Raw genomic sequence first — 26,837 nt, forward strand, 5'->3', positions numbered from 1 at the left:
AGCCAAAGCCGCTTGTTATGCGCTCCCCTCTCCCATGAAGTGGGAGAGGGGAGCAAACAAAACCAACCCTACACCGCCACCGTCTCCCGCGCCTTCAGTTCCGCTACCAGCTCGACATACTTCTGCATGGCATCCGTCGCATCGGTGCCCTTGCGGGCCGACCACGCGTCCCACTTTGCGCGGCCCACCATGTCCATCATGCCGGGGCGCTCGCCGGTGACGTCACCGGCGCTGCCCTGCTTGTAGAGCGAGTACAGCGCCAGCAGCGTGTCGTTGTCCGGCGCCTGGCGCAGCGTTTTGGAGCCGGCGGCGGCATCGGCAAACGCCTTCTCCAGTGCCGTTAGCCCGTCGGTGGCGGGTGCGCCGCCGAAGTAACGGTCTTCCGCCGCTACGTCGTCCGGAAACCATCGCACTTCGAGCAGCTTGCCCGCGCGCAGCGCCACGGCCAGTACGCCCGGCGAGGCCAGTGCGTTGCCGGCCTGCAGCGTTGCGGGCAGCACCGCCACGCCGGCGTTCAGGCTTGGTATGCCGAAGGCGCTGAAGCGTAGCGGCGGGTCCGACTGCGCCCAGCGCTTGAGCCGTGCCAGTCCCTTGCTGCCGCGCCACGCACCCGAGGTCCGGTTGGCGCCCGGCTGCAACCATGCAAAGTCTGGAATGCCTGCCGCAAAGAGCGCGGCAAAATCGCCGGCTTCCAGCCACTGGCGCACCGTGCCGAGCAGCGTCACGATGTCGGCAGGCGCCATGGCGGCATCCACCGGTCCCATGCCCAGCGACGCTGCCGTGGTGGCATCGAGGAACTCCAGTACGTTGCGCGCCACGATTTCCCGATCGTTGTCCACGCAGACCATGTGATAGCTGTCTTCCAGCACCACCATCCGGGCGAGTCCCGCGCGCGTCTTGCCGCCGATATGTTCCACGAGATAGGACGCCGAGCGCAGGCTGGTCAGTTCGTCCTCGCGCGCGTGTACGACCAGCGTCGGACAGACGATCCGTTCGAGCCCGCTCATCACGAATGCGCGCAGGCGGTCTACCTCGCGGATACAGGCCAGCGGCACCCAGCCATAGTGGAAGTTCTCGCCACGCTCGAACTTGGCCTTGACGATGGCGCGCAACTGCTCGTTCTTGATGCCGTAGGGATCTTCCTCCATGACCTTCATGCGCGCCGGCACGCCGGGTACGTGGTAGAGCAGGGCGCGTGCGGCGCGATACCAGGGTGTGGCCCACCCATCGATGTAGACCGGCGGCGCCAGCACCACAAGCTTGCCCTTGGCGTGGCGCTCGCGCTTGGCGGTCTCCACGGCCAGCAGCGAACCCATGCACATGCCCATCAGGTGCAGCACGTCGTGCTGGTCGCGCACTTCCAGGTACTTCGCGCGGACGGCTTCCAGCCAGTCTTCGACCCGCACATGGGCCAGATCCTCGGGCTGCGTGCCATGGCCCGGCAGCGTGAGCGAGTGGGTGACGAAGCCAGCGTTCTTGAGCCGCTTGTGCATGGACCCGAGGTCGTACTGGGTGCCGCCGAGCCCATGGATCAGGAACACGCCGGGTTCACGCATGCTGCGCTCCGCTGGCCATGCGCAGCAGGCAGGCCACGCGCTCCACGGCACCATCGGGGCCGCGTACCGGCGCCAGGCGTGCCTGGACATGCAGGTTGCGGCCGTCGAGATGCACCTCGTAGGCGTCGTTGCTGGTGTCGTGCCGGCCGCTGGCCACGGCGTCCCAGCCCGCCTGTGCGAAGGGGCGGTTGGCCGCGTCCACACGGTCGAGCCAGTCGCGGATATTGCGCAACTGGGTAGCTTCCGGTCCCAGCACTGCATGGGCCGATTCGCCCCCGACCGCCGCACCGGTGACGGCATCGAACTCCACGCTGGCCACGCCCGTAGCCTGCAAGGTGCGCTCGTAGCGCAACTGCCACTCGCGGGCCGTGGTCAGCGCCAGCCGGCGCGCCTCGTTGAGGGCGCGCCCCACGAGCAGCAGCACCGCCCAGACCCAGACGTAGGCCTGCACCTCGATCACGGCTTCGCCCTGGAATCCCTCGTTGGCCGCGAAGGGGCCGCCGCCGTTGGCGGTCAGCCAGATGATCAGCACCGCGCCCACCAACGTGGCCACCGATCCGCCGCGCGGCCCCCAGAACATCGACGCCAGCAGCAGGAACGGCATCGGCAGGTAGGTCAGGGTAGGGGCGATGCTGTCGAACCGGAAGTGCATGCTCCGATGAAATACGACAAGCGTGGTCAGCAGGAACAATGCAAACATGGCCGCCCCCGCACCGAACTGCTTCATCGGCATGCCGCCTGAGCGCTTGATCGCAAAGCCACGAAAACCGGTAATGACGGGCGAGACGAGCAGGATGCCGACGATGGTAGAGAAAGCCCACGCGCGCCACTCGGCGGCAAAGGTCTGGGTATCCGGCCGAAGCCAGCGCCAGAACTCGTTGGCCAGCGTGGCGCCCACCACGCCGGTGACAACGGCGCCGGTCACCATCAGGGCCGCCTGCAGCAAGGGCTGTGGCGGTTCGCGCTGGCCGCGCGTGGCCATCCACGCGCCCAGCGCAATGGTGCCCGTCTCGATGGCCGCGAACACGACGGCGGCCACCACGTCCAGGTCATGGGCCGCCAGCCCCCAGAGCAGCGACGCCAGGGCGGTGCCCACCAGCACGGCCATCCGGCGGCCCGGTGCACAGGCCAGCCAGGCGCCGAAGCTGACCCCGGAGGCCAGCCAGACCGCGATGGCCTGCGTCTCGCTGGCGGACATCGCGCTCGACAGGGCGCCGACGGCGAGATAGGCCACGGTCACTATCGTTGCCACCCCTATGAACCGGCTGCCTGCTGACTGCATGGGTCTCTCCTGGGACGGATGGCCTGCATCGGAAGGGCCGGCATGCCCGGCACTGCCGGGCGGCGGCGATGTGACGATAGTAGTACAAGGTCGCGCAGGCGCAACGTTGTGGCTAGAATCCGCGAGGAGACCGTCGCCTGGGGAAACGATGATCCGCCTCGTGCTGATCCTGTTGGGGTTCGACTATCTGCGCGAGCGCGCGCGGGGGATGTTCTGGCTCGGCATCGCGTTTCTTGCGGCCGGCGTGGCGTTGTTCGTCGATGGCCTCGACAGCGCGCGGTTCTTTCCGCTGGAACTATTCGCCATGCTGCTGCTCCTGGCCGGCGTGGGCACGCTTGTGGTGGCCTTTGTCGGGGCCGGCGGCATGCGCGCCATGCGCATCTTCAAGGCACTGTCGCTCTGCCTGGCAGCATCGCTGGTGCTGGCGGGCCACCATCACGGCAATTTCTGGCTGTCGATGATCTTCGGCACGCTGTTCCTGGTCGATGGCCTGCTGCAGTGCGTCTCGGCCAGCGTGGTGCGGTTTCCGCGATGGCGCTGGGCCGTGGGCATGGGCGTGCTGGAAATCCTGATTGCCATCTTCTTCTATCAGCCCTGGCCCACACATTACGCGGGCACCGTGCCCTATGCGCTGTCGATGTGGCTGCTGTTCGGCGGCTGGAGCATGGTCATGCTGGCCTACCGGGCCATGCGCGTCCCGGAGACCGCCACCATCGAAAGCCTGATGCACGGTCCGCGTCGCCGCCAGGGCCGGGTGGAGCCGCAGGAGCGCCGTACCGCGCCGCCGCTCTGGGCGGCCGATGCCGAACAGGCGCCCGTGCACAAGGTCACCAAGACGCTGCTGTTTCCGCCGCCCCGCCACGTGCCCCCGGTGGCCGACACGGGCGCGCCGGCACTGACCGTTCATGTCTGGACGCCCTCGGGCGCCGGGCAGCGGCTGCGCCGCCGGCCGCTGATCGATCGCTATATCGCGGCTGTGGACGCGAATGGCGCGATCTGGACAGGGCACACGGCGCTGGAGTCTCCCGAGGGCATCTACATCAGCTTTGATCCGGCAGAACCGCTGAGCCGTACGCCCGAAAGCGTGACGCAGGCGTTGCGTGCCTCGGCGGACAACGACGTGGCCGGCATGTTCGAGCCGGATTACGCGTCCGAGGCGGCCCGGCGCGGAGAGTCCACGGCGCGCGTGCATCTGCGCAACTACGACGCCGCGCGACTGGAACGCTTCTGGCACGCGTGGAGCGCTGACACCACCTACAACCTGACCTACCGGAACTGTGCGGTCAGCGTGGCCCGTGCGCTGGAGGCTGCGGTGGAAGGGGCGCTGATGCGGCAGCGCGGCAATCGCCACACGTGGGGCTTGCTGCTGCAGGTCATGCTGACGCCGGAGTTATGGCTGGCGGCGCAGATCCGCAAGCGCGGCAAGACCATGGCGTGGACACCCGGACTGGTGCGCGACTATGCACGCGCGCTGAGTCTGCTCGTGGACACGCACGGGCACGCCAGGGCCGGGTGGCGTCTGGGGAGACTGGGCCTGCCCGTGCTGAAACGGCTGTGGACGCAACGCCGGCAATGGCGGCGCGACGACGGAGAGGGGCAGGCGGGCTGACCGCGCATGCGATCCGGGCCACAGCGGGCCCCTAGCGCCGGAACCAGATCATCGACAACCCGCCCGCCAGCAACAGCAGCGCGGCCGCCGCCGCTGCAAGCAGGGCGCTGACTTCCGTTTCCTTCCGTTCGAGTGCGAAGCGTGCACTGAGTTGGCGGTACACCTGCGACAGGTCGGCTGCCGATCCGGCCTGGAAGTATTCGCCACCGGTCATCGTCGCCACGGCGCGCAATGAAGGTTCGTCGAGTTGCATGAAGTAGGACAGGCTGGGCTCGCCGGCGGCGCCGCCCTGCGCGGAGCCGAAACCTACCGTGTAGACGCGCACGCCGCGCTGGGCGGCCATGCGGGCAGCGTCGATGGGATCGGGGCCGGTGGTGCGGCGGCCATCGCTGAGCAGGATGATCGCGCCATGGCGATAGGAGCCGGGCTGCACGGGCGGGCGCTCCTGCTCGCGCTTGCGGGCGGCATCGGCCGCGGCGGCTTCGTCCAGCGGACCGGTGCGGGCGCCGAAGCGCGACGCTTCGGTGCTGAACAGGATCGTCTCCAGGTCGATGCCGTCATCGGGGAACAGCACGGCCAGTGACTGGATCAGTCCGCTGCCCGTGGCGGTGCCGCGCTGCAACTGAAAGCGGTCGATGGCGTCGATCATGTCCTGCCGGTTGCCCGTGGGGGGCAGGACCACCGTGGCTGTGCCGGCAAACGACACGATGCCCAGCCGCACGCTGGCGGGCAATCCCACAATCAGGTCGCGCGCGGCTTGTTGCGCTGCGGTGATGCGCGTCGGGGCCACATCGGTGGCTTCCATGCTGCGCGAGACATCCATCGCCAGCACCAGTGTGATGACATCCGAAGGCAATGTGACCGTCGCCATGGGTCGTGCGCACGCAATCAGTGCAGCGGCGAGGCCAAGCAGGCAGAGCGTAGGAGGAATATGACGCCGGATGCGCTGGCGCGGACCCAGCGCAGCGCGTGGCAATGCAAGGCTTGCATAGAGCACGGCGCCCTTCTTGCGCCGGGCGATCAGATACAGGTAGGCGGCCACCAGCAGTGGGAGCGCCAGCAACAGCCAGAGCACTTGTGGCCAGAGAAACTGCATGCCCTGCTCCTTGGCGCGTGGTTAAGAGGATGGTACTGTATTTTCCAGGGCACGAAGGGAGGGCTGCCATGAAGCGGATGACGATCTACGGATGTGTCGCAGCAGCCCTTGCACTTGCCCTCGCTGCCGGCGGCGCCTCCCTGTACCTGGCCCAGCCGGCCAAGCGGACCCTGACGCAGGCCGATATCGACGCGGCCGTGCTCCACACCCTACAGACCAAGACCCTGCCATCGCGGCCGGCCCGTGCGGCGGAAGCGGTACGCGAATCCGTGGTCGAGGTCATGAGCTATTCCCCGAAGGAAAAGCCAGCCAAGGCAACGCCGTCCCCCGAGGCGAAGCGCGAGCCGCCCCCGCGCAAGGGGCCGCAAGCCTATCCGCAGCATAAGTCGCCGCCGCGCGCCTCACCCGGCCCGTCGAAGAAGGCGGCGCCCGCGCCAGCCCCCGCACCATCCCCGCGCGAGGAATCGGCACAGGCCGATCCGCAGAAGGAAAGCCCTGCCGAACGTGACGAGGCTGGCCATATCGGCTCCGGCGTGGTGGTGACCGAAAGCGGCATGATCATGACGAGCTACCACGTGGTGGCCGATGCGCGGCGCATTCAGGTGAGGTTCCACAACGGCCAGACGGCTGACGCCACGCTGGCGCAGGCCATTCCCGAGAAAGACCTCGCCATCCTCAAGCCTGTGTCCATTCCCGATGACCTGCCCGCTGCGGTGCTCGGTTCCAGCAACGACCTGGCGCCGGGCAGCGAGGTGGTGGCGGTGGGCTTCCCGTTCGGGATCGGGCCGTCGATATCGGCGGGCGTGGTATCGGGACTCGACCGCGAGTTCGTCTCGCCGGACCGCAGGCAAAAGCTCGACAAGCTCATCCAGTTCGACGCTGCGGCGAACCCCGGCAACTCGGGCGGGCCACTCGTGAACATGAATGGCGAGGTGGTGGGCATCGTCACTGCCATCCTCAACCCGAATCAGAGCGGCACCTTCATCGGCATCGGCTTTGCGATCACCATCGAAAGCGCCGGCGCTGCCATCGGATCTTCACCCTTCTAAACAAACGCGGGGGCCTATGAACGACCAAGCACGGGACGCTGTGGACAGCGCCAACCTGATGGAACGCCTGCTGTTCGAGGTGAAACGCGTGGTGGTGGGGCAGGATCACTTTCTCGAACGCGTGCTGGTGGGGATGCTCGCCGGCGGGCACCTGCTGGTGGAAGGCGTGCCGGGACTCGCCAAGACACTCACGGTCAACACGCTGGCGCGCACCATGAGCGGCACGTTCAAGCGCATCCAGTTCACGCCCGACCTGCTGCCTGCCGATCTCGTCGGCACGCGCATGTACAACCAGGGCACGGGCGAATTCTCCACGGTGCGCGGGCCGGTGTTCGCCAACCTGCTGCTGGCCGACGAAATCAACCGCGCGCCGGCCAAGGTGCAGAGCGCGCTGCTGGAGGTGATGCAGGAGAAGCAGGTCACGATTGCCGGTGAGAGCCACCGCGTACCCACACCGTTCTTGGTCATGGCGACGCAGAACCCGATCGAGACCGAGGGCACCTATCCGCTGCCCGAGGCGCAGGTGGACCGCTTCATGATGAAGGTGCTGGTGGGCTACCCAAGCGAGGAAGAAGAGGTGGTCATCGTGAACCGCGTGACGGGACCCCGTATCGGCGTGGGGGCCATCGCCACGCCCGAGCAGCTGGCGGGCCTGCAGGAGGCGTGCCGCAAGGTCTACGTCGATCCCGGGCTGATCCAGTACGCGGTGCGCGTGGTCGCGGCCACGCGCAAGCCCAGCGCCTATGGGCTGGAGGACCTGGACCGCTACGTGACATTCGGCGCCAGCCCGCGCGCCACCATCGGCCTGATCGAAGGGGCGCGCGCACTGGCTTTCCTGCGTGCCCGGCACTACGCGCTGCCCGAGGACGTGGTGGATCTGGTGCCCGATGTGCTGCGCCATCGGCTGGTGCTGTCCTACGAGGCGATGTCCGATGGCGTGACCGCCGACCAGCTTGTCCACCGCATCCTGCAGGCGCTGCCGATGCCAGAACGGCCGCTGGAATCCCATGTTCAGGCGCTGGCTCGATAAGCGCCGGCGCGAGCCCGACGCCCCCGTTCCTTCCGCTCCCGCCGCACCGGCTGGCCGGCACGCCGACGCGCTGCTGCGCAGGCTGGAATGGACGGTCGTGCGCCGGCTCGACGGCCTGCTGCAAGGCGACTACCGCACGTTGTTCCGGGGCTTCGGACTGGACCTTGCCGATCTGCGCGAGTACCGGCCCGGCGACGATGTGCGCCATATCGACTGGAACGTGACTGCGCGGCTGCAACAGCCGCATGTGCGCGAGTTTCAGGAGGATCGCGAGGTGGCCGCGTGGTTCCTGCTCGACCTGAGCGGGTCAATCGACTTCGGCTCCGGCACCGTGCGCAAGCGCGACGTGCTGGCGGATTTCACGACCGTCATGGCGATGCTGCTGACGCGCTACGGCAACCGCGTGGGTGCCGTGCTCGACGGCGGCGCGGGACAGGCCACGGCCTCGGTGGTGCCGGCCCGTGCTGGGCGCCGGCATCTGCTGCACCTGATCGACCGCATGCAGGCAACGCCTGCCGCATCGCCGGGCGATACCCGTCTGAGCGATCTGCTGGACCGTGGCCGTGCCGTAGCGCCGCGCCGCTCGGTGCTGTTCGTGGTGTCGGATTTCATCAGCTCGCCGGGCTGGCAGGCGCCGTTGGCGATGCTGGCGCGGCGGCATGAAGTGGTGGCGGTGCGGCTCGTCGATCCACTTGAAATGGCCTTGCCGGATTTGGGCCTGGTGGTGCTGCAGGATGCGGAAACGGGCGAGCAGATGTTTGTCGATACGCACGATCCCGCCTTCCGCAAGCGCTTTGCCGATGCCGCCGAGGCGCGCGAGACCGAATTGCGCGAGGGCTTCACGCGGGCCGGGGTGGATTGCCTCACGCTCTCCACCTACGCGCGCCTGGACATGGCGCTGCTGCAATTCGCAAGAGAGCGGCGGCACCGGCAGGGTGGGGCGGGCGCGAAGGCTGCGGCGAGCGCCGGCATGGCCAGGGGGGCGGCATGATCGACGCCATCAACCGATTGCCCGTGCTGAGCTTCCTGTGGCCGCGCATGCTGTGGCTCATGGCGCTGCTGCTGGTGCTCGTGGCGGCGTACGTCTGGCTCGACGGGCGGCGCCGACGCACGGCAGTGGAGTATCCGGCGCTGAAGACTGTGGGGCTGGCGACGCGGCGTGGAGCGGGCTGGCGGCGCCACGTGGCGCCACTGCTGTTCCTTGTGGCGTTGGCCGCGTTGACCTTCGCCATCGCCCGACCCCAGGCCGTACTGACGCTACCGTCGCGGCTAGACACGGTGGTGCTGGTCATCGATCTCTCCGGCAGCATGCGCGCCAAGGATGTGGCGCCCACCCGCATCCGCGCCGCGCAAGTTGCCGCGAAGCATCTGGTGGACGCGCAGCCATCTGGCGTCAAGGTAGCCATCGTGGCCATGGCCGGCACGGCGGCGGTGGCGCAGGCGCCCACGCGTAGCAAGGAGGACGCCACGGCGGCCATCGATCGCCTGCAACCGCAGGGCGGCACGGCGCTCGGCAATGGCATGTTGGTGGCACTGACCGCGTTGCTGCCTCAGACCACTGGCGATGTGCAGCGACTGATGAATGACGAAGACCTGCCGCGCAAGCCGCAGGGCGCCGATATCAACGCCGATACGGAAGCCGTCGCGCCCGGATCGTATGCACCCGGCGCCATCGTGGTGTTCTCCGATGGAGAAAGCAATGCCGGCCCGGCCGCCATGCAGGCGGCGGAGCTTGCCGCCGCGCACGGTGTGCGGGTCTACACGGTCGGCGTGGGCACCGCGGAAGGCGTGGTGCTGTCCGTCGATGGCTGGTCCGCGCGCGTCAAGCTGGATGAGACGGTGTTGAAACAGGTGGCCAATGCCACGGGCGCCGATTACTTTCGCATCGAGGACGCCAGCGGCATGAAGAAGGTCTACCGCTCGCTGGGTACAAGGCTGGCGTTCGACAAACGCGACCAAGTGGAGGTGACCGCGTTTTTCGCGGCGCTAGGGGCACTGCTGGCGGCTTGTGCGGGGATGTTGTCGTTGTGGTGGTTTGGGAGGGTGGTTTGATCGGTTTTCTCCCCTCTCCCGCGTGCGGGAGAGGGGCGGGGGAGAGGGCCGACGGTTCAAATTGCGACAAGTCGGCAAGCAGAGCCTCGGGGCCCCCCCCCCCCCCCCCCCCCGGGGGGGGGGGGGGGGGGGGGCCCCGAGGCTCTGCTTGCCGACTTGTCGCAATTTGAACCGTGGGGGGGGGGGCCCCCCCCCCCACGGTTCAAATTGCGACAAGTCGGCAAGCAGAGCCTCCGGCCCTCTCCCCCAGCCCCTCTCCCATTGCATGGGAGAGGGGAGCAAGCCAGCAGCGGTCGATGTTCCTTCGGCTCAAAACAACCCCGAAGTCGGCGGCGGTTCATCCTTCAGCAACCAGGCCCCCACAGCCGCGGCCTTCCACTGCCGGGGGTTGTGGTTCGCCACGGTCCGCGCATTGCGCCAGTGCCTGTCCAGGTTGTACTGACGGTCGCACGTCGAAGCCCCACCCACATCGAAGACAAACTCCGCGCTCTTCAACGCCGCTGCTACGGCGAAGTACTGCGCTTGGGCGACCTCCACCGAAGCACGCGCCAATGCCGCTTCGCTTAGGTCATCGGCCCATGCGGCGTCAATGGCTTCAGCCGCGCGCAGCACCACGGCTTCCGCCGCGTAGACCTGCGCGGCGATCTGGCCGATGGTTTCCTGCACGTAGGGATCGTCCACCGAACGCGTGGCGCTGCTGTGCTTGATCGGGCGGGCCTTGTTGCGTGCGAACCATGTGGCGTCGTTCAGCGCATTGCGTGCGATGCCGGCCTCGGTAGCCGCCAGAAACAGTTGCAGCACCGGCGTTACCGGATTACGCCGTTCACGCGAGAACGGGCTGGGGCGGAGTTCGTCGGCCTCCACGCGTGTCTGCGAGAAGTGCGTGGAACCACTGGCGGTCAGGCGTTGGCCGATGGTGTCGAAATCATCGACGAGATTCACACCAGCACGATCGCGCGGTACGGCGAAGTGGGTCTCCTCGCCGGCCTCGTTCACGGCAATCGACGTGATCCAGTCCGCGTACAGGGCCCCCGTGCTGTAGTACTTGGTGCCATGCACGATGAAATGGTCATCGTGCGGCGTGATCGTGGTCCGCACGTCGCCGTGTTTGCCGCCACGCTCCATGCCGCCATTGCCGAGGATGTGCCCGGCCAGTAGCCGATCGAACCAGCGTCGGCGTTCATCCTCGTTGTTCGTGCCAAACAGCAATCCCTCGGTCAGCGCAAAGTTGGGCCGCAGCGCCTGCGCGAGATTCGCGTCGGCGGCTGCCAGATCGATCAGGAAGCGGAACGCATCGCGCACGCTGCCACCCGGCCCGCCATAGGCGCGCGGAATGCGGAACGTCAGCAGGCCGGCATTGGCGACCTGTCGCGCCAGCGCATAGGGCAGTTCGTGCGCCTGCTCGCGCCGTGCGGCATCGCGCGCAATCTCGGGCAGCAATGTCTGGGCGCGCTGGAACAGCGTGGCGACGTCAGGGGCGGCCGCCTGCGGGTGGCCGGCAGGGGCGGGATGAGGATTGTGGGCGGCGGCGCGCGCGGCGCCCGGATTGTCTTCTGCCATGGTTTTGCATCGGTGAGTATCCGAAAGAAGCTACGCCTGGGTCTGACAGAAGGGAACGAACAATTTGGCGGGTCGATATGCGTTTCGGGATGCACGCCGGTAAAAATGACAAACGCCGGGTGCCTGGGACACGGCACTGCGGCCTGAAATCGGCAGGCATCGATTCTGCTTGGTCCCGGGGATGCGACAACACTGGACCACAGGCAATCGCCTGACGCTACTGGAAAACGGCGAGGACTATTTCCCGCGCCTCATCGCCGCCGTGGAGGGCGCGCGAGAGAGCGTGCTGCTCGAAACCTTCATCATTTTCGAAGACTCGGTGGGAGAGTCACTGAGCCATGCGCTGGTGGCCGCGGCCCGGCGTGGCGTGCGCGTGGTGATGACTGTCGATGGTTTCGGCTCTGCCGATCTTTCGCAGCCATTCGTGGCGCGGCTTGTGGAGGCTGGCGTCACGCTGAACATGTTTGCACCGCGCCGGCGACTGGTCGGCATGCGGACCAACCTGTTCCGGCGCCTGCATCGCAAACTCGTGGCCATCGACGGCTCCACGGCGTTCATCGGCGGCATCAATCTGTCGGACCAGCACCTGATTGCCACGGGACCGCTGGCCAAGCAGGACTATGCCGTGGAAGTACAGGGCCCGATCGCGCAGGAGATCCACGCCTTCATGGAAGCTGCTGCGCAGACGCCGCACGGCAGGCAGCGCAGGGACCGTCGCCCGCCGCCGCTGCCGCGTGAGGCGCTGCCATTCGGGAATGGTGCCGCGCTTCTGGTCACGCGCGACAACGACCAGCATCCGCGCGACATCGAGCGTCATTACCTGATGGCGATTCGCGCGGCACGCCACAAGGTGGTCATCGCGAATGCCTATTTCCTGCCGGGCTACCAGTTGCTGCGCGCGATCTGCAATGCCTCCCGCCGTGGCGTCGATGTGCGGCTGATCGTGCAAGGCCGCCCTGACATGCTGTGGGTGAAGCGCGCGGTGGACGTGCTCTACGCCCATCTGCGCGAGGCCGGCGTGCGCATCTTCGAATATTGCGAGCGGCCCCTGCACGGCAAGGTGGCGCTGGTGGACGACGACTGGGCCACGGTGGGATCGAGCAATCTCGATCCGCTGAGCCTGTCGCTCAACCTCGAAGCCAACCTGATCATCCGCGACCCGGCCTTTGTCTCCACGCTCGACGCGCGACTCGGCAAGCTGATGGCCGATTGCTGCACCGAGGTGTCTGACCCGGCCGATACCGAGCAGGGCACGTGGCAGGCGCTGCGCACGGCGGTGATCTTCCATTGCCTGCGCAAGTTTCCGTCGTGGGCCGGCTGGTTGCCCGCCCATACTCCCAGGCTGGTGGTGTCTACCGTGGAGACCGCGCCGGACTGGCAACAGCGCCCGCAGGTGTCGCCGGGCGCAAGACAGGATTGCCGATGACCTCGACTGTTCATTCCCCCCAACGCAGCAAGCGCCAGGTGCGCTGGTCAGTCGCCAAACGTGTTGCGGGCCTGGCGTTCGTGGCCATCGTCGTGGTCCTGATCTGGCGCAGCCTGAGCGGCATCGACTGGAACGAAGTGTGGGGCGCGCTGAAGTCCTATCGGTTTGTCACACTGCTTCCCGCCATCGGGCTGGCCTGCCTGAGCTTCACGCTGCACGCGTCGTTCGATCTGCTGGGCCGCCGCTACACGGGCCATCACCTGTCTGCATGGCGAACGATGCTGATTGCCTGGCTGGCCTACGTGTTCAACCTGAATGTGGGCGCGATGATCGGCGGCATCGGCATGCGGCTTCGGCTATATACGCGATCCGGCGTCAGCGCATCCCAGGTGGCGGGCGTCTACACGATTGCCGTGGTCACCAACTGGACGGGCTACATGATCCTGGCCGGCCTGATGTTCGTGTGGCAGCCGCCAGTGCTGCCGAAGTCGTGGGGCATCAGCCCGTGGCTGTTGCAGGTGATTGGCGCGGGCATGCTGGTGTCGGGCGCGGCCTATCTGGTGGCCTGCGCGACGCTTCGGCAACGCAGTATCAAGGTGCGCGGGCGCCGCTTTCGGTTGCCGACTTTCCGTTTTGCCGTCATGCAGACCGTGCTGTCGATCGTCAACTGGGTCACGCTCGGCACGCTGATCAACCTGCTTCTGCCACCGCAAGTGACGGTGCCGGCCGCGCTGACGGCGCTGCTTGTCGGCGCGGTGGCGGGCGCCCTGGCGCACATCCCGGCCGGGATCGGGGTGCTGGAGAGCGTGTTCGTGGTCATGCTCGGCCACGTCGTGCCCGAATCCACGGTGGTGGCCGCACTGATCTGCTACCGCGCGTTGTACTACCTGCTGCCGATGGTCATTGCCACGGCGGTATATGGATGCATGGAATTGCGCGGCGCCCGGCGTGACCGCCCGGACGCCATCGGGAGCAACCCCTAGTTGACTGTGGTTTTCATAAGCATAAAATCTGTTTCACAAACATGAAAACAGGTGCCGGCCAGCCGGTCAGGTGCCGAATGTTGGAGACAGCCCGCTTATGACCGCATCCTCCTCCGCCTCCAAGGCGGTTCCTACCTATTTTGTTCGCACTGAGGACGTGGAGGGGTATCACCCCGCCAACCACGTTGGCACGCTGAATCGCCGCATCATTGGCCGCGAGAACGTCGGCGCCACGCAACTCGAAGTCATCCACGGCACCATCGAGCGGGGCAAGGGTGCCTTGCCCCATGCGCACCCCGGTATCGAACAGGTCTGCTACGTGCTGGAAGGGCGCGCACGCGCCGAAGTCAACGGCCAGGTGCAGGAACTTGGTCCCGGCGACTGCTGCTTCTTCCCGGCTGAAGCGATGCACGTATTCACGGTGATCAGCGACGAGCCTGTGAAACTGCTCGTGGTCTATGCCCCGCCTTACGAGGAATCGCCGGATCGCGTGATCCGTCCGGCCTGATTCCGAGTCATCCCGCAGTCCAGCAGCCAGGGTGCCGCCCGCCGGGGGCAGGTGCCGCCATCGAAATCAGAGGAGACCACCATGCCGAATTTCCGCGTGCGGCGCACGCTCGCCGCCGTCATCCTGGCGCTGCCCGCCGCTACCTTGCCGATGCTGGCGCAGGCCGCCGATGCCTGGCCAAGCCGACCGATCAAGCTCGTGGTGCCATTCGCGGCCGGTAGTGGCACGGACGCCGTGGCGCGCATCACGGCCAAGGAACTGGGCGATGCGCTGGGCCAGAACGTGGTGGTGGACAACCGGCCCGGTGCCAACGGGGCGATTGCCGCCGAAATCGTCGCGCAGGCCGCGCCGGACGGCTACACGCTCTTCATGACCACCAACACGACGCATTCGGCCAATCCGTCGCTGATGAAGAAGCTGCCCTACGATCCGATCAAGGACTTCACGCCGGTGGCGCGCATGGGCAACCTGCCATTCATGCTGGTGATCAATCCCAAATTGCCCGTGAAGACCATGGGCGAACTGATTGCCTACGCCAAGGCCCATCCGGGCATGTCGTACGCCAGCGGCAACAGCACCGGCATCGTGTCGGGCGCCACGATGGGGCGCATGGCGAAGGTCGACTTGCTCCACGTACCTTACAAGAGCACGCCGCCAGCCATGACCGATGTGATCGCCGGGCAGGTGCCGATGATGTTCGTCGATGTGGCGGCCGGCTCGGCCAACGTCAAGGCCGGCAAGATGCGCGCGCTGGCGGTGACCACCGCGCAGCGCAGCCGCCTGCTGCCTGACCTGCCCCCGATCGGCGATACGCCCGAGCTGAAAGGCTTCGACATCACGTCGTGGAATGGCGTGTTCGGCCCGGCCAAGCTGCCGCAGCCGATGGTCGAGCGGCTCAACAAGGAACTGTCGAAGATCGCCACCAGCAAGGACGTGGCGCCCAAGTTCGAAGCGCTGGGCTTCGAAGCGTTCGGCCAGACGCCGCAGCAGTTCACGGCCTTTGTGAACAGCGAACTGGTGAAGTGGAACCGCCTCGTCAAGGACGCTGGCATCCAGCCGGAATAAGGACCCGCCTCATGCATTTCGAACGGACACCCGAACAGAACGCCATCGTCGAGGCAGTGACGCAACTGTGCAGCGACTTTGGACCCGACTACTGGGCCGAGCTCGACCGCGCGCACAAGTTTCCCGAGGCGTTCCACCAGGCGATGGCCGGCGCGGGCTGGCTGGGGATCGCGATGCCCGAGCAGTTTGGCGGCGCGGGGCTGGGCATCACCGAGGCCGCGCTGATCATGCAGACGGTGTCGGCGTCGGGAGCCGGATTCTCTGGCGCGTCGGCCATCCACATGAACGTCTTTGGTTTGAACCCGGTGGTAGTGTTCGGCACGGAGGCCCAACAGGCCGCTGCGCTGCCGCCGCTGATCGCCGGCCACGAGAAAGCGTGTTTTGCCGTGACCGAACCCGATGCCGGGCTCGACACCACGCACCTCAAGACGCAGGCGGTGCGCAATGCGGATGGCAGCGCCTACCGGGTGGATGGCCGCAAGATCTGGATCTCCACGGCGCAGGTGGCCACGCGCATGCTGCTGCTGGCGCGCACCACGCCGCTGGACGCCGTGGCCAAGCCCACGCAGGGCCTGAGCCTGTTCTACACGCCGCTGGACCGCAACCACATCGAGGTGCGCGAGATCGACAAGATGGGGCGCGGCGCGGTGGACTCCAACATGCTGTTTATCGATGGCCTGATGGTGCCGGCCAGTGATCGCATTGGCGAGGAGGGCAGGGGCTTTGAATACATCCTGCACGGGCTCAACCCGGAACGCATCCTGATCGCCGCCGAGGCAGTGGGCCTGGGCCGCGCGGCGCTGGAGGCCGCCACGCGCTATGCAAAGGAGCGCACGGTGTTCGGCCGGCCCATCGGCCAGAACCAGGGCATCCAGCATCCGCTGGCCCAGGCCTGGATGGCGCTGGAAGCCGCCGATATGATGGTTTGGAAGGCCGCCTGGCTCTACGACAACGGCAAGCCGTGCGGCGCCGAGGCCAATGCCGCCAAGTACCTGGCCGCCGAGGCTGCGCACCAGGCGTGCCAGACCGCCGTGCTGACGCTGGGCGGCATGGGCTACGCACGCGAGTATCACGTGGAGCGCTACCTGCGGGAGTCGTATATCCCGCGCATCGCACCGGTCAGCGCGCAACTGATCATGTGCCATATCGCCGAGCGCGTGCTGGGGTTGCCGAAGTCGTATTGACCCCGGCGATGCTGACCATTTGGGACACGGTGGCCGCAAGCGATTAGGATGTGGGCTGTCTTCCGCCCCCGTCCCCGCCCGCCGCTCATGCTTTCCATGCTTTTTCCCAAGGCCGAGATCGATCTCGGCTTCGATACCACCTGGGAAGCGGGTGACCGGACGTTCGGCCGTGGCTGGCTGTTGCATGCCGATGGCGGCAAGGCGCCTGCCATGGGCGTCTGGGCCACGGACGATCATCGCCTGCCCGCCACCGTCGACCGCCTGACGCACGAATTTGCGCTGCGCGACGATCTCGACCCCGCGTGGTCGGCCCGCCCGCTGGATGTGCTGCGCGAGCGCGGCCAGACCGTGCTGCTGCTGGAAGACCCGGGCGGCACGCCGCTGAGCGCGATGATCGGGGTGCCGATGCTCCCCTCGATGTTCCTCGACATTGCCGTGGCCATTGCCACGGCGGTTGGCCATCTGCACCAGCGCGGCCTGATCCACAAGGACTTGAAGCCGGCCCACGTGCTGGTGGCGGACGACCTGAGCCGCACGTGGCTCACGGGCTTCGGCATTGCGTCGCGGATTCCGCGCAGCGCCGCGCCGTTCTCCGCAGCGGAGGAGATCGCGGGCACGCTGGCCTATATGGCGCCCGAGCAGACGGGCCGGATGAACCGCTCGATCGACACGCGCACCGATCTGTATGCGCTTGGCGTCACGTTCTATCAGATGCTGACGGGCGTGCTGCCGTTCAGCGCGGTGGAGCCCATCGACTGGGTGCATTGCCATCTGGCGCGCATGCCGGTGCCGCCGGCGGAGCGGCTGGCGTCGGTGCCGGCGATGCTCTCGGTCATCGTCATGAAGCTGCTGGCCAAGCCCGCCGAGGAGCGCTACCAGACCACGGCCGGCCTGCTGCGTGACCTGCAGCGCTGCCAGCAGGCGCTGGCCACGCAGGGACAGATCGAGGCCTTCGTCCCGGGCGAGCAGGATCTATCCGACACACTCGTGATTCCCGAGTACCTCTACGGCCGGGAGCGGCAGATTGCCGCGCTTGTGGGCGCATTCGACCGCGTGGCGTCCGTGGGACACAGCGAGGGCGTGGTGGTGTCGGGCCGCTCGGGGACGGGCAAGACTTCGGTCATGCAGGAACTCCAGCGCGTGATCGTGCAACGGCCGGGTGTGTATGCCGCCGCGAAGTCCGACGAACATGGCGACCGGCTGCCTTACCACACCCTGGCCCAGGCGCTGCGCGGGCTGCTCCGCAACCTGCTGACGCTTGGCGAGACCGACCTCGCACCCTGGCGCGTGGCCATTGCGGATGCACTGGGACCCAATGCCGGACTGCTGGCACCGCTGCTGCCCGAACTCGAACAGCTGCTCGGCCCCGTTCCCTGGACGCCCGGTACACCCTCGCGCGAGGTGGAAGCTCGTCTGCGGCTGGCGCTGCAAAGCCTGATCGCAGCCCTGGCGCACATGGCGCGGCCATTGACGCTGTGTCTCGACGATATCCAGTGGCTGGACCCCGAAACCGTCGCGCTGCTGCGCCAACTGCTGGCGGACCCCGCCGTGGGGCATCTGCTGCTCGTCGCCACCTACCGCGACGGGGATGACGATGGCACGCGTGCGTTGCTGCGCCGGATCGTGACCCTGCGCGAGCGTGGCGCCCGCATCGTGCACCTTGAACTGGGCAGCCTGGGCATTGCGGACCTGCGCCAGTTAATCGCCGATACGCTGCACGATTCCACCGAAACCAGCGCGCAACTGGCCCGGCTCGTGATGGAGAAGACCGCGGGCAACCCGTTCTTCGCCACGCACTTCCTGACCGAACTTGCCGAGGAAGGACTGCTGCGCTTCGAGCATGGCGCGGCGCGCTGGGCCTGGGACATCGGCCAGATCCAGGCCAAGCAGTTCACCGACAACGTGGTCTCGCTGATGATCGGCCGCATTGGCCGGCTACCTGCCAGCACGCGTCGTGCACTCAAGCGGCTGGCCTGTCTTGGCAACGACACGTCCGTGGATATCCTGCTGTACGCCTGGGACGGCAACGCGCGCGAACTCGATGCCGCGTTGGCGGACGCCGTGCGCTCCGGACTGGTCTCGCGCAAGGACCGCATGCTGCGCTTCCGCCATGACCGGATCCTGGAAGCCGCCTATGCGCGGATTGCCGTACCGGACCGGGCGGCCTTCCACCTGCACATCGGCCGTCTCCTGCTGGAGCGGATGCCACCCGACGCGATCGAGGCCAACGTATTTACCATCGCCGGACAGCTCAACCGCGCGGCAGACCTGATAGACACGCCGGATGAGCGCGACCGGCTGGCCGAACTGAACCTGACGGCCGCATTGCGCGCCCGCGCGACCTGCGCCAATGCCTCCGCGCTGCATTACCTGACGTCAGGCATGGCCATGCTGGATGACGATGCGCTCACGCGACGCCACGCGCTGGCGTTCTCGCTGGCGCTGCACAGGGCCGAGTGCGAGTTCCTGGCGGGCGACTCCGCGCGCGCCGAGCAACGGCTGGCCGAACTTGCAGTCCGCACCGTATCGCTGGCCGAGCGTGCCGTGGTCACCCAGCTGCAGATCGGGTTGCTGATGACCGGCGGCCGGCGCGCCGAAGCCGTGGAGGTTGGCCTGGCCTATCTCGCACGCGCCGGTATCGCGTGGCCGGCAGCGCCCCGTGCCGAGACTGTGGCGGAGGAAGAGGCACTGCTGGCCCGGCAAATGGACGGCAGGCCCATTGCCGAACTGGAGGCATTGCCGGCGATGACCGATCCCGGTGCACAGGCCACCCTCTGCGTGCTGACGGCCTTGCTGCAACCAGCCTGGTACAGCGACGACAACCTGCGCTGGCTGGTGATCCTGCGCATGGTCAACCTGAGCCTCGCACGTGGCAACAGCGATGAATCTTGCCTGGGCTATGCATGGCTGGCGATGCTGCGCGTGGCAGCGTCTACCGACGATCCGGCCGGTGCCGCGTTCGGCAAGCTGGCCATGGCGCTGGCAGAACGGCGCGGCGTCGATCGTATCCGCGCCCGCGTCTACCAGATCGTCGGCGGCAACCTGCTGCACTGGACGCAGCCGCTGCGGGTGGCGCGCGGCGTGGCGCGGCAGGGGCTGGCCCTGACGCAGGAGATCGGCGATCTCACCTATGCCGCATACCTCCGCAGCAACCTGATGACCCATGCGCTGGCCATCGGAGACCCGCTCGGACGGGTGCAGCACGATGCGGATTCCGGCAGCGTGTATGCGTGGGGGCCGCGCTACGGACTGGTGGCCGACAGGCTGGCGCCGCAACGACAACTGGTGCGCACGCTGCGCGGCCTGACGCCGGTCTTCGGCTGTCTGGACGGCGACGATTTCGACGAGCAGGCATTCGAATCCCGCATGCAGGAGGATGTGGGGCTGCAACTGGCCGCGTGCTGGTACTGGATCCGCAAGCTTCAGGCGCGCTATCTGGCCGGCGATTACGCTGCCGCATTTGCGGCGGCCGAGCGGGCAGGGCAGTTGCTTTGGACCTCGCCCGCCTATTTCGAGCAGGCCGAATACCACTTCTATGCCGCACTGGCGCGTGCGGCAATCTGCAATCCGGGGCTGGACGACGATCTGGCGATGCACCTGCCTGCGCTGGCGGCCCATCGTCGGCAGCTTGCGCAATGGGCCCGGCATTGCCCATCCACGTTCGGCCACCGCGCCGCATTGGTGGAGGCGGAAATCGCAAGGATCGAAGGGCGTGACATCGAGGCGATGCGCAGCTATGAAACCGCAATGGCTGCCGCGCGCGATGGTGACCTGATCCACATGCAGGCGCTGGCCTGCGAACTGGCCGGACGCTTCTACACTGATCGCGGGCTGGAGAAGGTGGCCGTCGTCTACCTGCGCGAGGCCCGCCACGGCTATCTGCACTGGGGTGCCGACGCCAAGGTCTGGCAGCTCGATACGTTGTATCCCCATCTGGCAACCGGGACGCAGGTTTCCGCATCGGCGGCGGGAATGGGCACCATCGGCGCGCCGCTCCAGCATCTGGACCTGGCCACGGTGATGGCCGTTTCGGAAGCGGTTTCGGGCGAGGTGCGCCTCGACCGCTTGATCGCGATGCTGATGCGCACCGCCATCGAACAGGCGGGCGCCTCGCGCGGCGTGCTGATCCTGCCTTGCCCCAGCGGATATCAGGTGGTGGCCGAAGCCGACATCCGGGACGGCGCCATCACGATCTCGCTGGCGGACCGGGCGCTGGACCCCGCCGACATACCGCTGTCCGTCATCCAGCACGTATTGCAGGCGCGTGAGCATGTGGTGTTCGACGATGCCGCCGTCCAGCGTCCGTTTTCCACGGACGCCTATATCCGCCAGCGACGGGCGCGCTCGATGCTGTGCCTGCCGCTACTCAACCAGGCCAAGCTGGCGGGCGTGCTGTATCTCGAAAACGCGCTGGCGCCGGGTGTGTTCATACCTGCCCGCACCGAGGTCATCAAGCTGCTGGCCTTCCAGGCCGCCAGCGCGCTGGAAAACAGCCGGCTGTTCGAGGAGCGTCGGCAGGCCGACGAGGCATTGCATCAGGCGCAGTCCGACCTCGCCCACGTGGGTCGGGTCATGACGCTCAGCGCGCTGACCACTTCGATTGCTCATGAGGTCAGCCAGCCCATTGCGGCGATGACGCTGGAGGCCAACGCGGCGCTGCGTTGGCTGCGGCGTGAGCGGCCCAATGTGGAGGAAGCCATCGACGCGCTCTCCGGTATCGCGCGGCAGGGGCAGCGGGCCCGCAGCGTCATTGCCGGCATGCGGGCCATGCTCAGGAAGGCGGGGCCGGACGCGCAGCAACTCGACCTCAATGCGCTGATCGAGGAGTCGCTGCCGTTGTTCGGCGGCGAGCTGACGCGCCACCGCATCGTGCTCAGGACTGAACTGGCACCGGTGTTGCCGCAGGTGGCGGCTGACAAGGTCCAGTTGCAGCAGGTGTTCCTGAACCTGGCAATCAATGCCATCGAGGCGATGCGCGATGTCGTCGACCATTCGCGGGATCTGACCGTGCGCACTTCCGTGGGCGCGTCAGGCGAGGTACTGGTGACGGTGCAGGATGTGGGCGTGGGCCTGCCCGGTGATCCGGAACAGATCTTCGAAGCGTTCTACACCACCAAGCCAGAAGGCATGGGCATGGGCCTTTCGATTTGCCGGACCATCGTGGAAAGCCACGGCGGACAACTCCACGCATGGCCGAACCGGCCAGCAGGGGCGGTGTTCGGGTTTGCGTTGCCGGCGGCGCCATGAAAAAACCCCGGACGACTTTCGATCGTCCGGGGTTGTTCCGTCTTGCTCACTGCAGGTTTCCCGCTGCCGCGCCATGAACATCGTTGAATGCTGCGGTGTCTTTCAGCGATGTCAACGTCCGAAGCCATCGTTGAAGGACACTTGCAACCGACGCTCACGGCGCGGCGCGCGGCGGCATGGCCTTCCCATCAAAGAAACCATGCCGCGCTAACCTGGACGACCCTGCCCGCCGTCCAGGCCGCGGAAATCGTGGCCGGTGCCCTACTCATAGGGCCACCGGCACAAAACTTATTTGCCCAGTTCGTGGCCGATCACGCCGCCAACCACTGCGCCACCCACGGTTCCGAGTGCGCTACCGTCACTGACTTCGTGGCCTACCACACCGCCCGCCACTGCACCCGTTGCGGTGCAGCCCGAGAAAGCCCAGCAACATGCGCCCACTGCGAGCGCGCCTGCGATTCGTTTCCACATGGTCATATTCTCCAGCCGGAGCCGTCATCGCCTGACGTGTCTGCCGCGTTAAGGCGTCGAGGTGGCGTCGAGGGCTGCTGTTCATCACGTCTCAAGCATAGATCGGCGCACACGCGCCGCCTTTCCGGCGGACGCTGATTGCCCTGTAGGAATTTATCGGACGAGTCAGGTGTGGCTTCGATGCCGCATGTCAAGCCGTCTTATGGTGGGCCCTATGGTGGATTTCGTCGCGGCACCAAGCGGCGTGATGCACAATCCCGCTTCAGTCTGGGCTGCAGGTGCCGTTATCCCTAGCGGATGGCGAGAACCTTCGCTCAAGCCCCAGATGCCATCGAAATTTGCGGGGGCCAGAAAGCCACCGCTTCGTCACGCCTGCCATGATTTCCCCCAGCTACGACGCGTCTCTCGTCCTGTTTTCCGTGCTTGTTGCCGTGCTGGCGTCGTATACGGCGCTCGATATGGCCGGGCGCATCTCCACGGCCGCACGTGGCCGCTATGCAGGCATGTGGCTGGCCGGCGGTGCCATGGCCATGGGCCTCGGTATCTGGTCAATGCATTTCATAGGCATGCTGGCGTTCAGCCTGCCGATTCCCCTCGGATACGACGTGCCCATCACGGGCGTCTCGTTGCTGATCGCTGTGCTCGCCTCCGCCTTCGCACTGAAGCTTGTCAGCGGCACGGAATTGCCACCCGCACGGCTGGCGCTGGGTGCCGTCACCCTCGGCGCCGCCATCGCCAGCATGCATTACACAGGCATGGCCGCGCTGCGGATGCAGCCCGGCATCGACTATGACCCGTGGCTATTTCTGCTTTCACTGGTCGTTGCGGTGGGCGCATCGGGTGCGGCGCTGTGGATCGCCTTCCGCCTGCGCCGGAGCATGCCGCGCGTGCATCAGCTACGCGTGGGCGCTGCGCTGGTGATGGGCGGTGCCATCGCATCGATGCACTACATCGGCATGGCGGCTGCGCGTTTCCCGCTGGGGAGTGTCTGTGGCGCGGCGCGCTCGGGCGTGGACAGCCACGCGATGGCGCTGCCGATTATCGTCATCACGGTATGCGTGATTGCCGTGGCGCTGGTTACGTCAGTGCTCGATATGCGACTGGAAATGCGCACGGCCGTGCTGGCGGATGCGCTGAACGTGGCCAATCGCGAACTGGAATTCCTGGCCCTGCACGACAAGCTCACGCACCTGCCGAACCGCGTGCTGCTGGAAGACCGCTTCCAGCAGGCCATGCGCCAGTACGACATGTTCGCCGTGCTGTTCGTGGACCTGGATGGTTTCAAGGGCGTCAACGATACCTACGGACACCAGATGGGCGACAGCTTGCTGGTGGAAATCGGCAATCGGCTGCGCGCCTCGGCGCGCTCGGAAGATACGATTTCCCGGGTGGGTGGCGATGAGTTCGTGATGCTCGTGCGCGTGGAAGAGCCTGCCGATGCCGGCGTGGTAGCGGCACGGCTGATCGAGGCGCTGCGCGAGACGGTGTACGTGAGCGGGCATGCGCTGCATGTCTCTGGCAGCATCGGCATCGCGGTGTATCCGGCCGACGGCTCGGATCAGGACGGGCTGATGACCAATGCCGATGCAGCGATGTATCACGCCAAGGCGTCGGGCCGCAATGGGTATTGCTTCTTCGAGCGGTCGATGAACCAGCAGGCCCGGGCGCAGCAGATGCTGATCCAGGATCTGCGTGCGGCCATCCGCAATGGCCAGTTGCAGCTTCACTACCAGCCCAAGATTTCCGCGACCCATCATCGCGTGGTGGGCGCCGAGGCCCTGCTGCGCTGGAATCATCCGGTACGGGGCCTGATGATGCCCGACCAGTTCATCGCGCTCGCGGAGAAGACGGGTGCCATCCTGCCCATCGGCGACTGGGTACTCGACGAGGCGTGCCGCCAACTGGCCGTATGGCGCGGAATGGGCCATACGGACTGGTCCGTGGCGGTCAACCTGTCGGCCCTGCAGTTCTGCAATGCGGGGATGATCGACGCCGTAGCCGCCGCGCTGGAGCGCCATAGCGTGCCAGCGGAGTACCTGACGCTGGAAATCACCGAAAGCACGGCGATGCGCGATGTGGAGGAAACGCTCGACATCATGACGCAGCTCGACACCATGGGCGTGCGCATCGCCATCGACGACTTTGGAACCGGTTATTCGAGCCTGCTGCACCTCAAGCGGATTCCGGCGAGCGAACTGAAGATCGACCGCGGTTTTGTGCGGGAGCTGGTAGAGGATTCGGAAGACGCGGCCATCGTTTCAGCCATCGTGGCATTGGGGCGCACGCTGAAACTGCAGGTGGTGGCGGAGGGAGTGGAAACGCCCGAGCAGCAGACTTTCCTGGCCGGGCTGGGGTGCGATACGCTGCAAGGCTACCTGTTGGGCAGGCCCGTGCCTGCAGCGCAGTTCACGAACATCGCGGCGGGCACTGAAGCCGCCACGCTGTCGTGAAGGTGACAGGACGTCAGGGGATGCGTATCAGGCGCCGTCGGTGAACGCGTCGCGCGGGCTGGTCACGCGGGCGCCGTCGGTGTAGACATCGCGCGGGCTGGTGATGCGGGCGCCATCGGTATAGACATCGCGCGGGGCGGTGATGCGGGCGCCATCGGTGTAGACGTCGCGCGGGGCGGTGATGCGGGCACCATCGGTAAAGGGATCGACGCTGCGCGGTGCGGCGTTGGCAAGGCCGGCGGCACCGGCGAGCGTGGCGGAAATGGCGGTCGCGAGCAGGGCTTTCTTCAGCATTCGTGGACTCCTGTGTCTGAGCTGTTGTCTGAGTGGTTGTCTGAAAATCGAGGGTCGAGAAACTTGGGGCGGTTATGTGAACGGTCGTCGGGCGACCTTGAACGGAAGTCTAGGAATCCAGCGGGGACGAAAGCATGACTCGCGCATGACATCCATGTCATGGCCGCACGATGCTTGCTAGAATGCCGCCCGTTATCCACGGCGGTGCATAATGACGGACATTGAATCCAGCCGATTCCGGGAGCACCGGGTCAACACGCTGTAGAATCCGTTTCTGACCTGCCGGCTTTTCCCGCCCGGGTCGTCCCCCGAACTCCTTTCTCCAGCCCGCTCCACGTGGTGGCGGGCGCGCACGATACGTCATGTCCGAGTCTGAAGCAGCCAAAACCGTCGCCGTGGCATGGGTCCGCGAGCAGATGGATCGCCATGGCCTGACTTTCGACCATCTGGTCGAAGCAGGCTGCTTTGCCGAAAGCGAAGAAACCGCAGAAGTGGAAGTGGAGGGTGAAACCACTCCAGCCACGCCAGCCCCTGCCGCCGCACCGCGCGTGGTGTACCGCAATGCCATGGGCCAGACCTGGGACGGCACCGGCGAATATCCGGACTGGCTGCAGCGTGCCGTCAACGCCGGCCAGTCCATTGATTTCTATCGCGTCGAATAATCGTTTTCTCGCGATTACCGTTCCGTCCCCGGTTCCGCGTATTCATACGCCACCGTTCCCCTGGGGTGCCGATACCAACCCGGATCGCGATAATCCCCAGGTGCCATGCCCGCCCGCACCTTGATCGTGGTGAACATGCCACCCATCTCGATGGGTCCGAACGGTCCCTCGCCACTCATCATCGGCAGCGTGTTGCTGGGTAACGGCATTTTCATGCTGCCCATGTCGGCCATGCCTGCCTCGCCCATGGCCATGTAGTCGGGCACCAGCGCGCTCATCCGGCTGGCCAGGTCTTTCTGCTTCACGCCAATCATCGTCGGGACGTTGTGGCCCATCGCGTTCATCGTGTGATGCGACTTGTGGCAATGAAAGGCCCAGTCGCCAGGATTGTCCGCGATGAATTCGATGGCGCGCATCTGCCCCACCGCGACGTCGGTGGTGACTTCGGGCCAGCGTGCGGACGGCGGTACCCAGCCGCCATCGGTGCCCGTGACTTCGAACCGATGCCCGTGCAGGTGAATGGGATGGTTCGTCATCGTGAGGTTGCCGAAGCGGATGCGTACGCGATCGCCCAGGCGCACCGGCAGCACATCGATGCCGGGGAAAACGCGGCTGTTCCACGTCCACATATTGAAATCCGTCATCTCGGCCACGCGTGGCGTGTAGGTGCCGGGGTCGATGTCATAGGCGGCAATCAGGAACACGAAGTCACGGTCCACGCGCATGGCGGCGGGGTTGCGCGGATGTACGACGATAAACCCCATCATGCCCATCGCCATCTGTACCATCTCGTCAGAATGCGGGTGGTACATGAATGTCCCGGCATGACGCATCTCGAACTCGTACACGAACGTCTTGCCCGGCGGGATATGCGGCTGGGACAGCCCGCCCACGCCATCCATGCCAGCCGGCAGGATCATGCCGTGCCAATGCACGGTGGTGTGCTCGGGCAGCTTGTTCGTGACGAAGATACGCACGCGATCGCCTTCCACGCATTCGATGGTGGGTCCGGGACTTTGCCCGTTGTAGCCCCACAGGTGCGCGGTCATACCGGGCGCGAGTTCGCGTTCGACCGGTTCGGCAACAAGGTGAAACTCCTTCCAGCCATTGCGCATGCGCCACGGCAGCGTCCAGCCATTGAGGGTGACCACGGGCTGGTATGGCCGCCCGTTCGAAGGTGTCAACGGTGCCTGCGTGGCGGCGCTGGATTGCAATGGGGCCTCGGGAAGAACGGCGGCGCCCGCGCGGGACACCATCGCCGTACCCAGCATGGCGGCGGCCGAGCCGCCGAGGAAATTGCGTCGGGTGACCAT

20 protein-coding genes are annotated in these 26,837 nt (G+C 66.5%); 13 read left to right on the plus strand and 7 right to left on the minus strand.

From position 1 onward, the window contains the following. Positions 1-68: 68 nt before the first annotated feature. Positions 69-1,556 carry an acyl-CoA-binding protein gene (locus tag ABDB81_RS17990; protein ID WP_346812597.1) on the minus strand — a complete coding sequence of 496 codons (1,488 nt, stop codon included), beginning with the start codon at positions 1,554-1,556 and terminating at the stop codon, positions 69-71. Next, positions 1,549-2,838, minus strand: a complete 1,290-nt coding sequence (locus ABDB81_RS17995) for an MASE1 domain-containing protein (RefSeq protein WP_346812599.1) — start codon at positions 2,836-2,838, stop codon at positions 1,549-1,551. The genes ABDB81_RS17990 and ABDB81_RS17995 overlap by 8 nt, the downstream gene beginning before the upstream one ends. 148 nt (positions 2,839-2,986) lie before the next feature. On the opposite strand from ABDB81_RS17995, the gene ABDB81_RS18000 reads away from it, so the two are divergent. Continuing rightward, positions 2,987-4,447 (plus strand): hypothetical protein, encoded by a 1,461-nt coding sequence (locus ABDB81_RS18000; protein WP_160473899.1) that lies wholly within the window; start codon positions 2,987-2,989, stop codon positions 4,445-4,447. A 31-nt stretch (positions 4,448-4,478) separates the two neighbouring features. Here ABDB81_RS18000 and ABDB81_RS18005 read toward each other — a convergent pair whose 3' ends face one another. Further along, positions 4,479-5,543 carry a VWA domain-containing protein gene (locus ABDB81_RS18005; RefSeq protein ID WP_137927463.1) on the minus strand — a complete coding sequence of 355 codons (1,065 nt, stop codon included), beginning with the start codon at positions 5,541-5,543 and terminating at the stop codon, positions 4,479-4,481. Positions 5,544-5,611: 68 nt separating this feature from the next. Here ABDB81_RS18005 and ABDB81_RS18010 point away from each other — a divergent pair, with 68 nt between their 5' ends. From ABDB81_RS18010 to ABDB81_RS18025, 4 genes are read left to right on the plus strand one after another with little or no spacing between them, the layout of a single operon-like run. Next, positions 5,612-6,592 (plus strand): trypsin-like peptidase domain-containing protein, encoded by a 981-nt coding sequence (locus ABDB81_RS18010; protein WP_160473898.1) that lies wholly within the window; start codon positions 5,612-5,614, stop codon positions 6,590-6,592. Positions 6,593-6,608: 16 nt separating this feature from the next. After that, a complete protein-coding gene (locus ABDB81_RS18015) occupies positions 6,609-7,622 on the plus strand; it encodes a MoxR family ATPase (RefSeq protein ID WP_346812604.1) in 1,014 nt (337 codons plus the stop codon). Next, positions 7,600-8,613, plus strand: coding sequence for a DUF58 domain-containing protein (locus tag ABDB81_RS18020; RefSeq protein WP_346812607.1), 1,014 nt, complete (start codon positions 7,600-7,602; stop codon positions 8,611-8,613). The genes ABDB81_RS18015 and ABDB81_RS18020 overlap by 23 nt, the downstream gene beginning before the upstream one ends. Beyond that, on the plus strand, positions 8,610-9,674 hold the full coding sequence (locus ABDB81_RS18025) for a VWA domain-containing protein (protein ID WP_346812609.1): 1,065 nt from the start codon (positions 8,610-8,612) through the stop codon (positions 9,672-9,674). The genes ABDB81_RS18020 and ABDB81_RS18025 overlap by 4 nt, the downstream gene beginning before the upstream one ends. 309 nt (positions 9,675-9,983) lie before the next feature. Here ABDB81_RS18025 and ABDB81_RS18030 read toward each other — a convergent pair whose 3' ends face one another. Beyond that, on the minus strand, positions 9,984-11,234 hold the full coding sequence (locus tag ABDB81_RS18030) for an acyl-CoA dehydrogenase family protein (RefSeq protein ID WP_346812611.1): 1,251 nt from the start codon (positions 11,232-11,234) through the stop codon (positions 9,984-9,986). Positions 11,235-11,415: 181 nt separating this feature from the next. On the opposite strand from ABDB81_RS18030, the gene clsB reads away from it, so the two are divergent. From clsB to ABDB81_RS18060, 6 genes are all read left to right on the plus strand, one after another. Further along, the gene (clsB, locus tag ABDB81_RS18035; protein ID WP_346812614.1) at positions 11,416-12,660 is read left to right on the plus strand and encodes a cardiolipin synthase ClsB; all 1,245 of its coding nucleotides are present in this window, start codon (positions 11,416-11,418) and stop codon (positions 12,658-12,660) included. Continuing rightward, positions 12,657-13,643: a YbhN family protein gene (locus ABDB81_RS18040; RefSeq protein WP_160473892.1), complete on the plus strand. Its 987-nt coding sequence runs from the start codon at positions 12,657-12,659 to the stop codon at positions 13,641-13,643. Before clsB ends, ABDB81_RS18040 begins: the two co-directional genes overlap by 4 nt. A 97-nt stretch (positions 13,644-13,740) precedes the next feature. Then, positions 13,741-14,151, plus strand: a complete 411-nt coding sequence (locus tag ABDB81_RS18045) for a cupin domain-containing protein (RefSeq protein ID WP_160473891.1) — start codon at positions 13,741-13,743, stop codon at positions 14,149-14,151. Positions 14,152-14,232: 81 nt separating this feature from the next. Further along, complete coding sequence (locus ABDB81_RS18050; protein ID WP_160473890.1) at positions 14,233-15,216, plus strand: tripartite tricarboxylate transporter substrate binding protein; 984 nt, start codon at positions 14,233-14,235, stop codon at positions 15,214-15,216. Positions 15,217-15,227: 11 nt separating this feature from the next. Continuing rightward, positions 15,228-16,400 (plus strand): acyl-CoA dehydrogenase family protein, encoded by a 1,173-nt coding sequence (locus tag ABDB81_RS18055; RefSeq protein WP_160473889.1) that lies wholly within the window; start codon positions 15,228-15,230, stop codon positions 16,398-16,400. A 96-nt stretch (positions 16,401-16,496) separates the two neighbouring features. Further along, the gene (locus ABDB81_RS18060; protein WP_346812622.1) at positions 16,497-21,647 is read left to right on the plus strand and encodes an AAA family ATPase; all 5,151 of its coding nucleotides are present in this window, start codon (positions 16,497-16,499) and stop codon (positions 21,645-21,647) included. A 288-nt stretch (positions 21,648-21,935) separates the two neighbouring features. On the opposite strand, the gene ABDB81_RS18065 is transcribed toward ABDB81_RS18060, so the two are convergent. Then, positions 21,936-22,118: a glycine zipper 2TM domain-containing protein gene (locus ABDB81_RS18065; protein ID WP_137927538.1), complete on the minus strand. Its 183-nt coding sequence runs from the start codon at positions 22,116-22,118 to the stop codon at positions 21,936-21,938. A 377-nt stretch (positions 22,119-22,495) separates the two neighbouring features. Between ABDB81_RS18065 and ABDB81_RS18070 the strand changes: the two genes are divergently transcribed. Further along, the gene (locus ABDB81_RS18070) at positions 22,496-24,568 is read left to right on the plus strand and encodes an EAL domain-containing protein (protein WP_346812625.1); all 2,073 of its coding nucleotides are present in this window, start codon (positions 22,496-22,498) and stop codon (positions 24,566-24,568) included. 27 nt (positions 24,569-24,595) lie between these two features. On the opposite strand, the gene ABDB81_RS18075 is transcribed toward ABDB81_RS18070, so the two are convergent. Next, positions 24,596-24,862 (minus strand): copper resistance protein CopQ, encoded by a 267-nt coding sequence (locus tag ABDB81_RS18075; protein ID WP_137927536.1) that lies wholly within the window; start codon positions 24,860-24,862, stop codon positions 24,596-24,598. Between the two features lie 362 nt (positions 24,863-25,224). Between ABDB81_RS18075 and ABDB81_RS18080 the strand changes: the two genes are divergently transcribed. Beyond that, positions 25,225-25,524, plus strand: coding sequence for an H-NS family nucleoid-associated regulatory protein (locus tag ABDB81_RS18080; RefSeq protein WP_137927535.1), 300 nt, complete (start codon positions 25,225-25,227; stop codon positions 25,522-25,524). Between the two features lie 14 nt (positions 25,525-25,538). On the opposite strand, the gene ABDB81_RS18085 is transcribed toward ABDB81_RS18080, so the two are convergent. After that, entirely contained in the window at positions 25,539-26,837 is a 1,299-nt protein-coding gene (locus ABDB81_RS18085; protein ID WP_346812631.1) for a copper oxidase, read from the minus strand.

The sequence above is a fragment of the Cupriavidus sp. DL-D2 genome, assembly GCF_039710735.1.
Taxonomy (GTDB): Bacteria; Pseudomonadota; Gammaproteobacteria; order Burkholderiales; family Burkholderiaceae; genus Cupriavidus.

Coding starts and splice junctions, on each gene's coding strand:
- ABDB81_RS17990 (WP_346812597.1), bottom strand. CDS start 1,556: ATGCGTGAACCCGGCGTGTTCCTGATCCATGGGCTCGGCGGCACCCAG.
- ABDB81_RS17995 (WP_346812599.1), bottom strand. CDS start 2,838: ATGCAGTCAGCAGGCAGCCGGTTCATAGGGGTGGCAACGATAGTGACC.
- ABDB81_RS18000 (WP_160473899.1), top strand. CDS start 2,987: ATGATCCGCCTCGTGCTGATCCTGTTGGGGTTCGACTATCTGCGCGAG.
- ABDB81_RS18005 (WP_137927463.1), bottom strand. CDS start 5,543: ATGCAGTTTCTCTGGCCACAAGTGCTCTGGCTGTTGCTGGCGCTCCCA.
- ABDB81_RS18010 (WP_160473898.1), top strand. CDS start 5,612: ATGAAGCGGATGACGATCTACGGATGTGTCGCAGCAGCCCTTGCACTT.
- ABDB81_RS18015 (WP_346812604.1), top strand. CDS start 6,609: ATGAACGACCAAGCACGGGACGCTGTGGACAGCGCCAACCTGATGGAA.
- ABDB81_RS18020 (WP_346812607.1), top strand. CDS start 7,600: ATGTTCAGGCGCTGGCTCGATAAGCGCCGGCGCGAGCCCGACGCCCCC.
- ABDB81_RS18025 (WP_346812609.1), top strand. CDS start 8,610: ATGATCGACGCCATCAACCGATTGCCCGTGCTGAGCTTCCTGTGGCCG.
- ABDB81_RS18030 (WP_346812611.1), bottom strand. CDS start 11,234: ATGGCAGAAGACAATCCGGGCGCCGCGCGCGCCGCCGCCCACAATCCT.
- clsB (WP_346812614.1), top strand. CDS start 11,416: ATGCGACAACACTGGACCACAGGCAATCGCCTGACGCTACTGGAAAAC.
- ABDB81_RS18040 (WP_160473892.1), top strand. CDS start 12,657: ATGACCTCGACTGTTCATTCCCCCCAACGCAGCAAGCGCCAGGTGCGC.
- ABDB81_RS18045 (WP_160473891.1), top strand. CDS start 13,741: ATGACCGCATCCTCCTCCGCCTCCAAGGCGGTTCCTACCTATTTTGTT.
- ABDB81_RS18050 (WP_160473890.1), top strand. CDS start 14,233: ATGCCGAATTTCCGCGTGCGGCGCACGCTCGCCGCCGTCATCCTGGCG.
- ABDB81_RS18055 (WP_160473889.1), top strand. CDS start 15,228: ATGCATTTCGAACGGACACCCGAACAGAACGCCATCGTCGAGGCAGTG.
- ABDB81_RS18060 (WP_346812622.1), top strand. CDS start 16,497: ATGCTTTTTCCCAAGGCCGAGATCGATCTCGGCTTCGATACCACCTGG.
- ABDB81_RS18065 (WP_137927538.1), bottom strand. CDS start 22,118: ATGTGGAAACGAATCGCAGGCGCGCTCGCAGTGGGCGCATGTTGCTGG.
- ABDB81_RS18070 (WP_346812625.1), top strand. CDS start 22,496: ATGATTTCCCCCAGCTACGACGCGTCTCTCGTCCTGTTTTCCGTGCTT.
- ABDB81_RS18075 (WP_137927536.1), bottom strand. CDS start 24,862: ATGCTGAAGAAAGCCCTGCTCGCGACCGCCATTTCCGCCACGCTCGCC.
- ABDB81_RS18080 (WP_137927535.1), top strand. CDS start 25,225: ATGTCCGAGTCTGAAGCAGCCAAAACCGTCGCCGTGGCATGGGTCCGC.
- ABDB81_RS18085 (WP_346812631.1), bottom strand. CDS start 26,837: ATGGTCACCCGACGCAATTTCCTCGGCGGCTCGGCCGCCGCCATGCTG.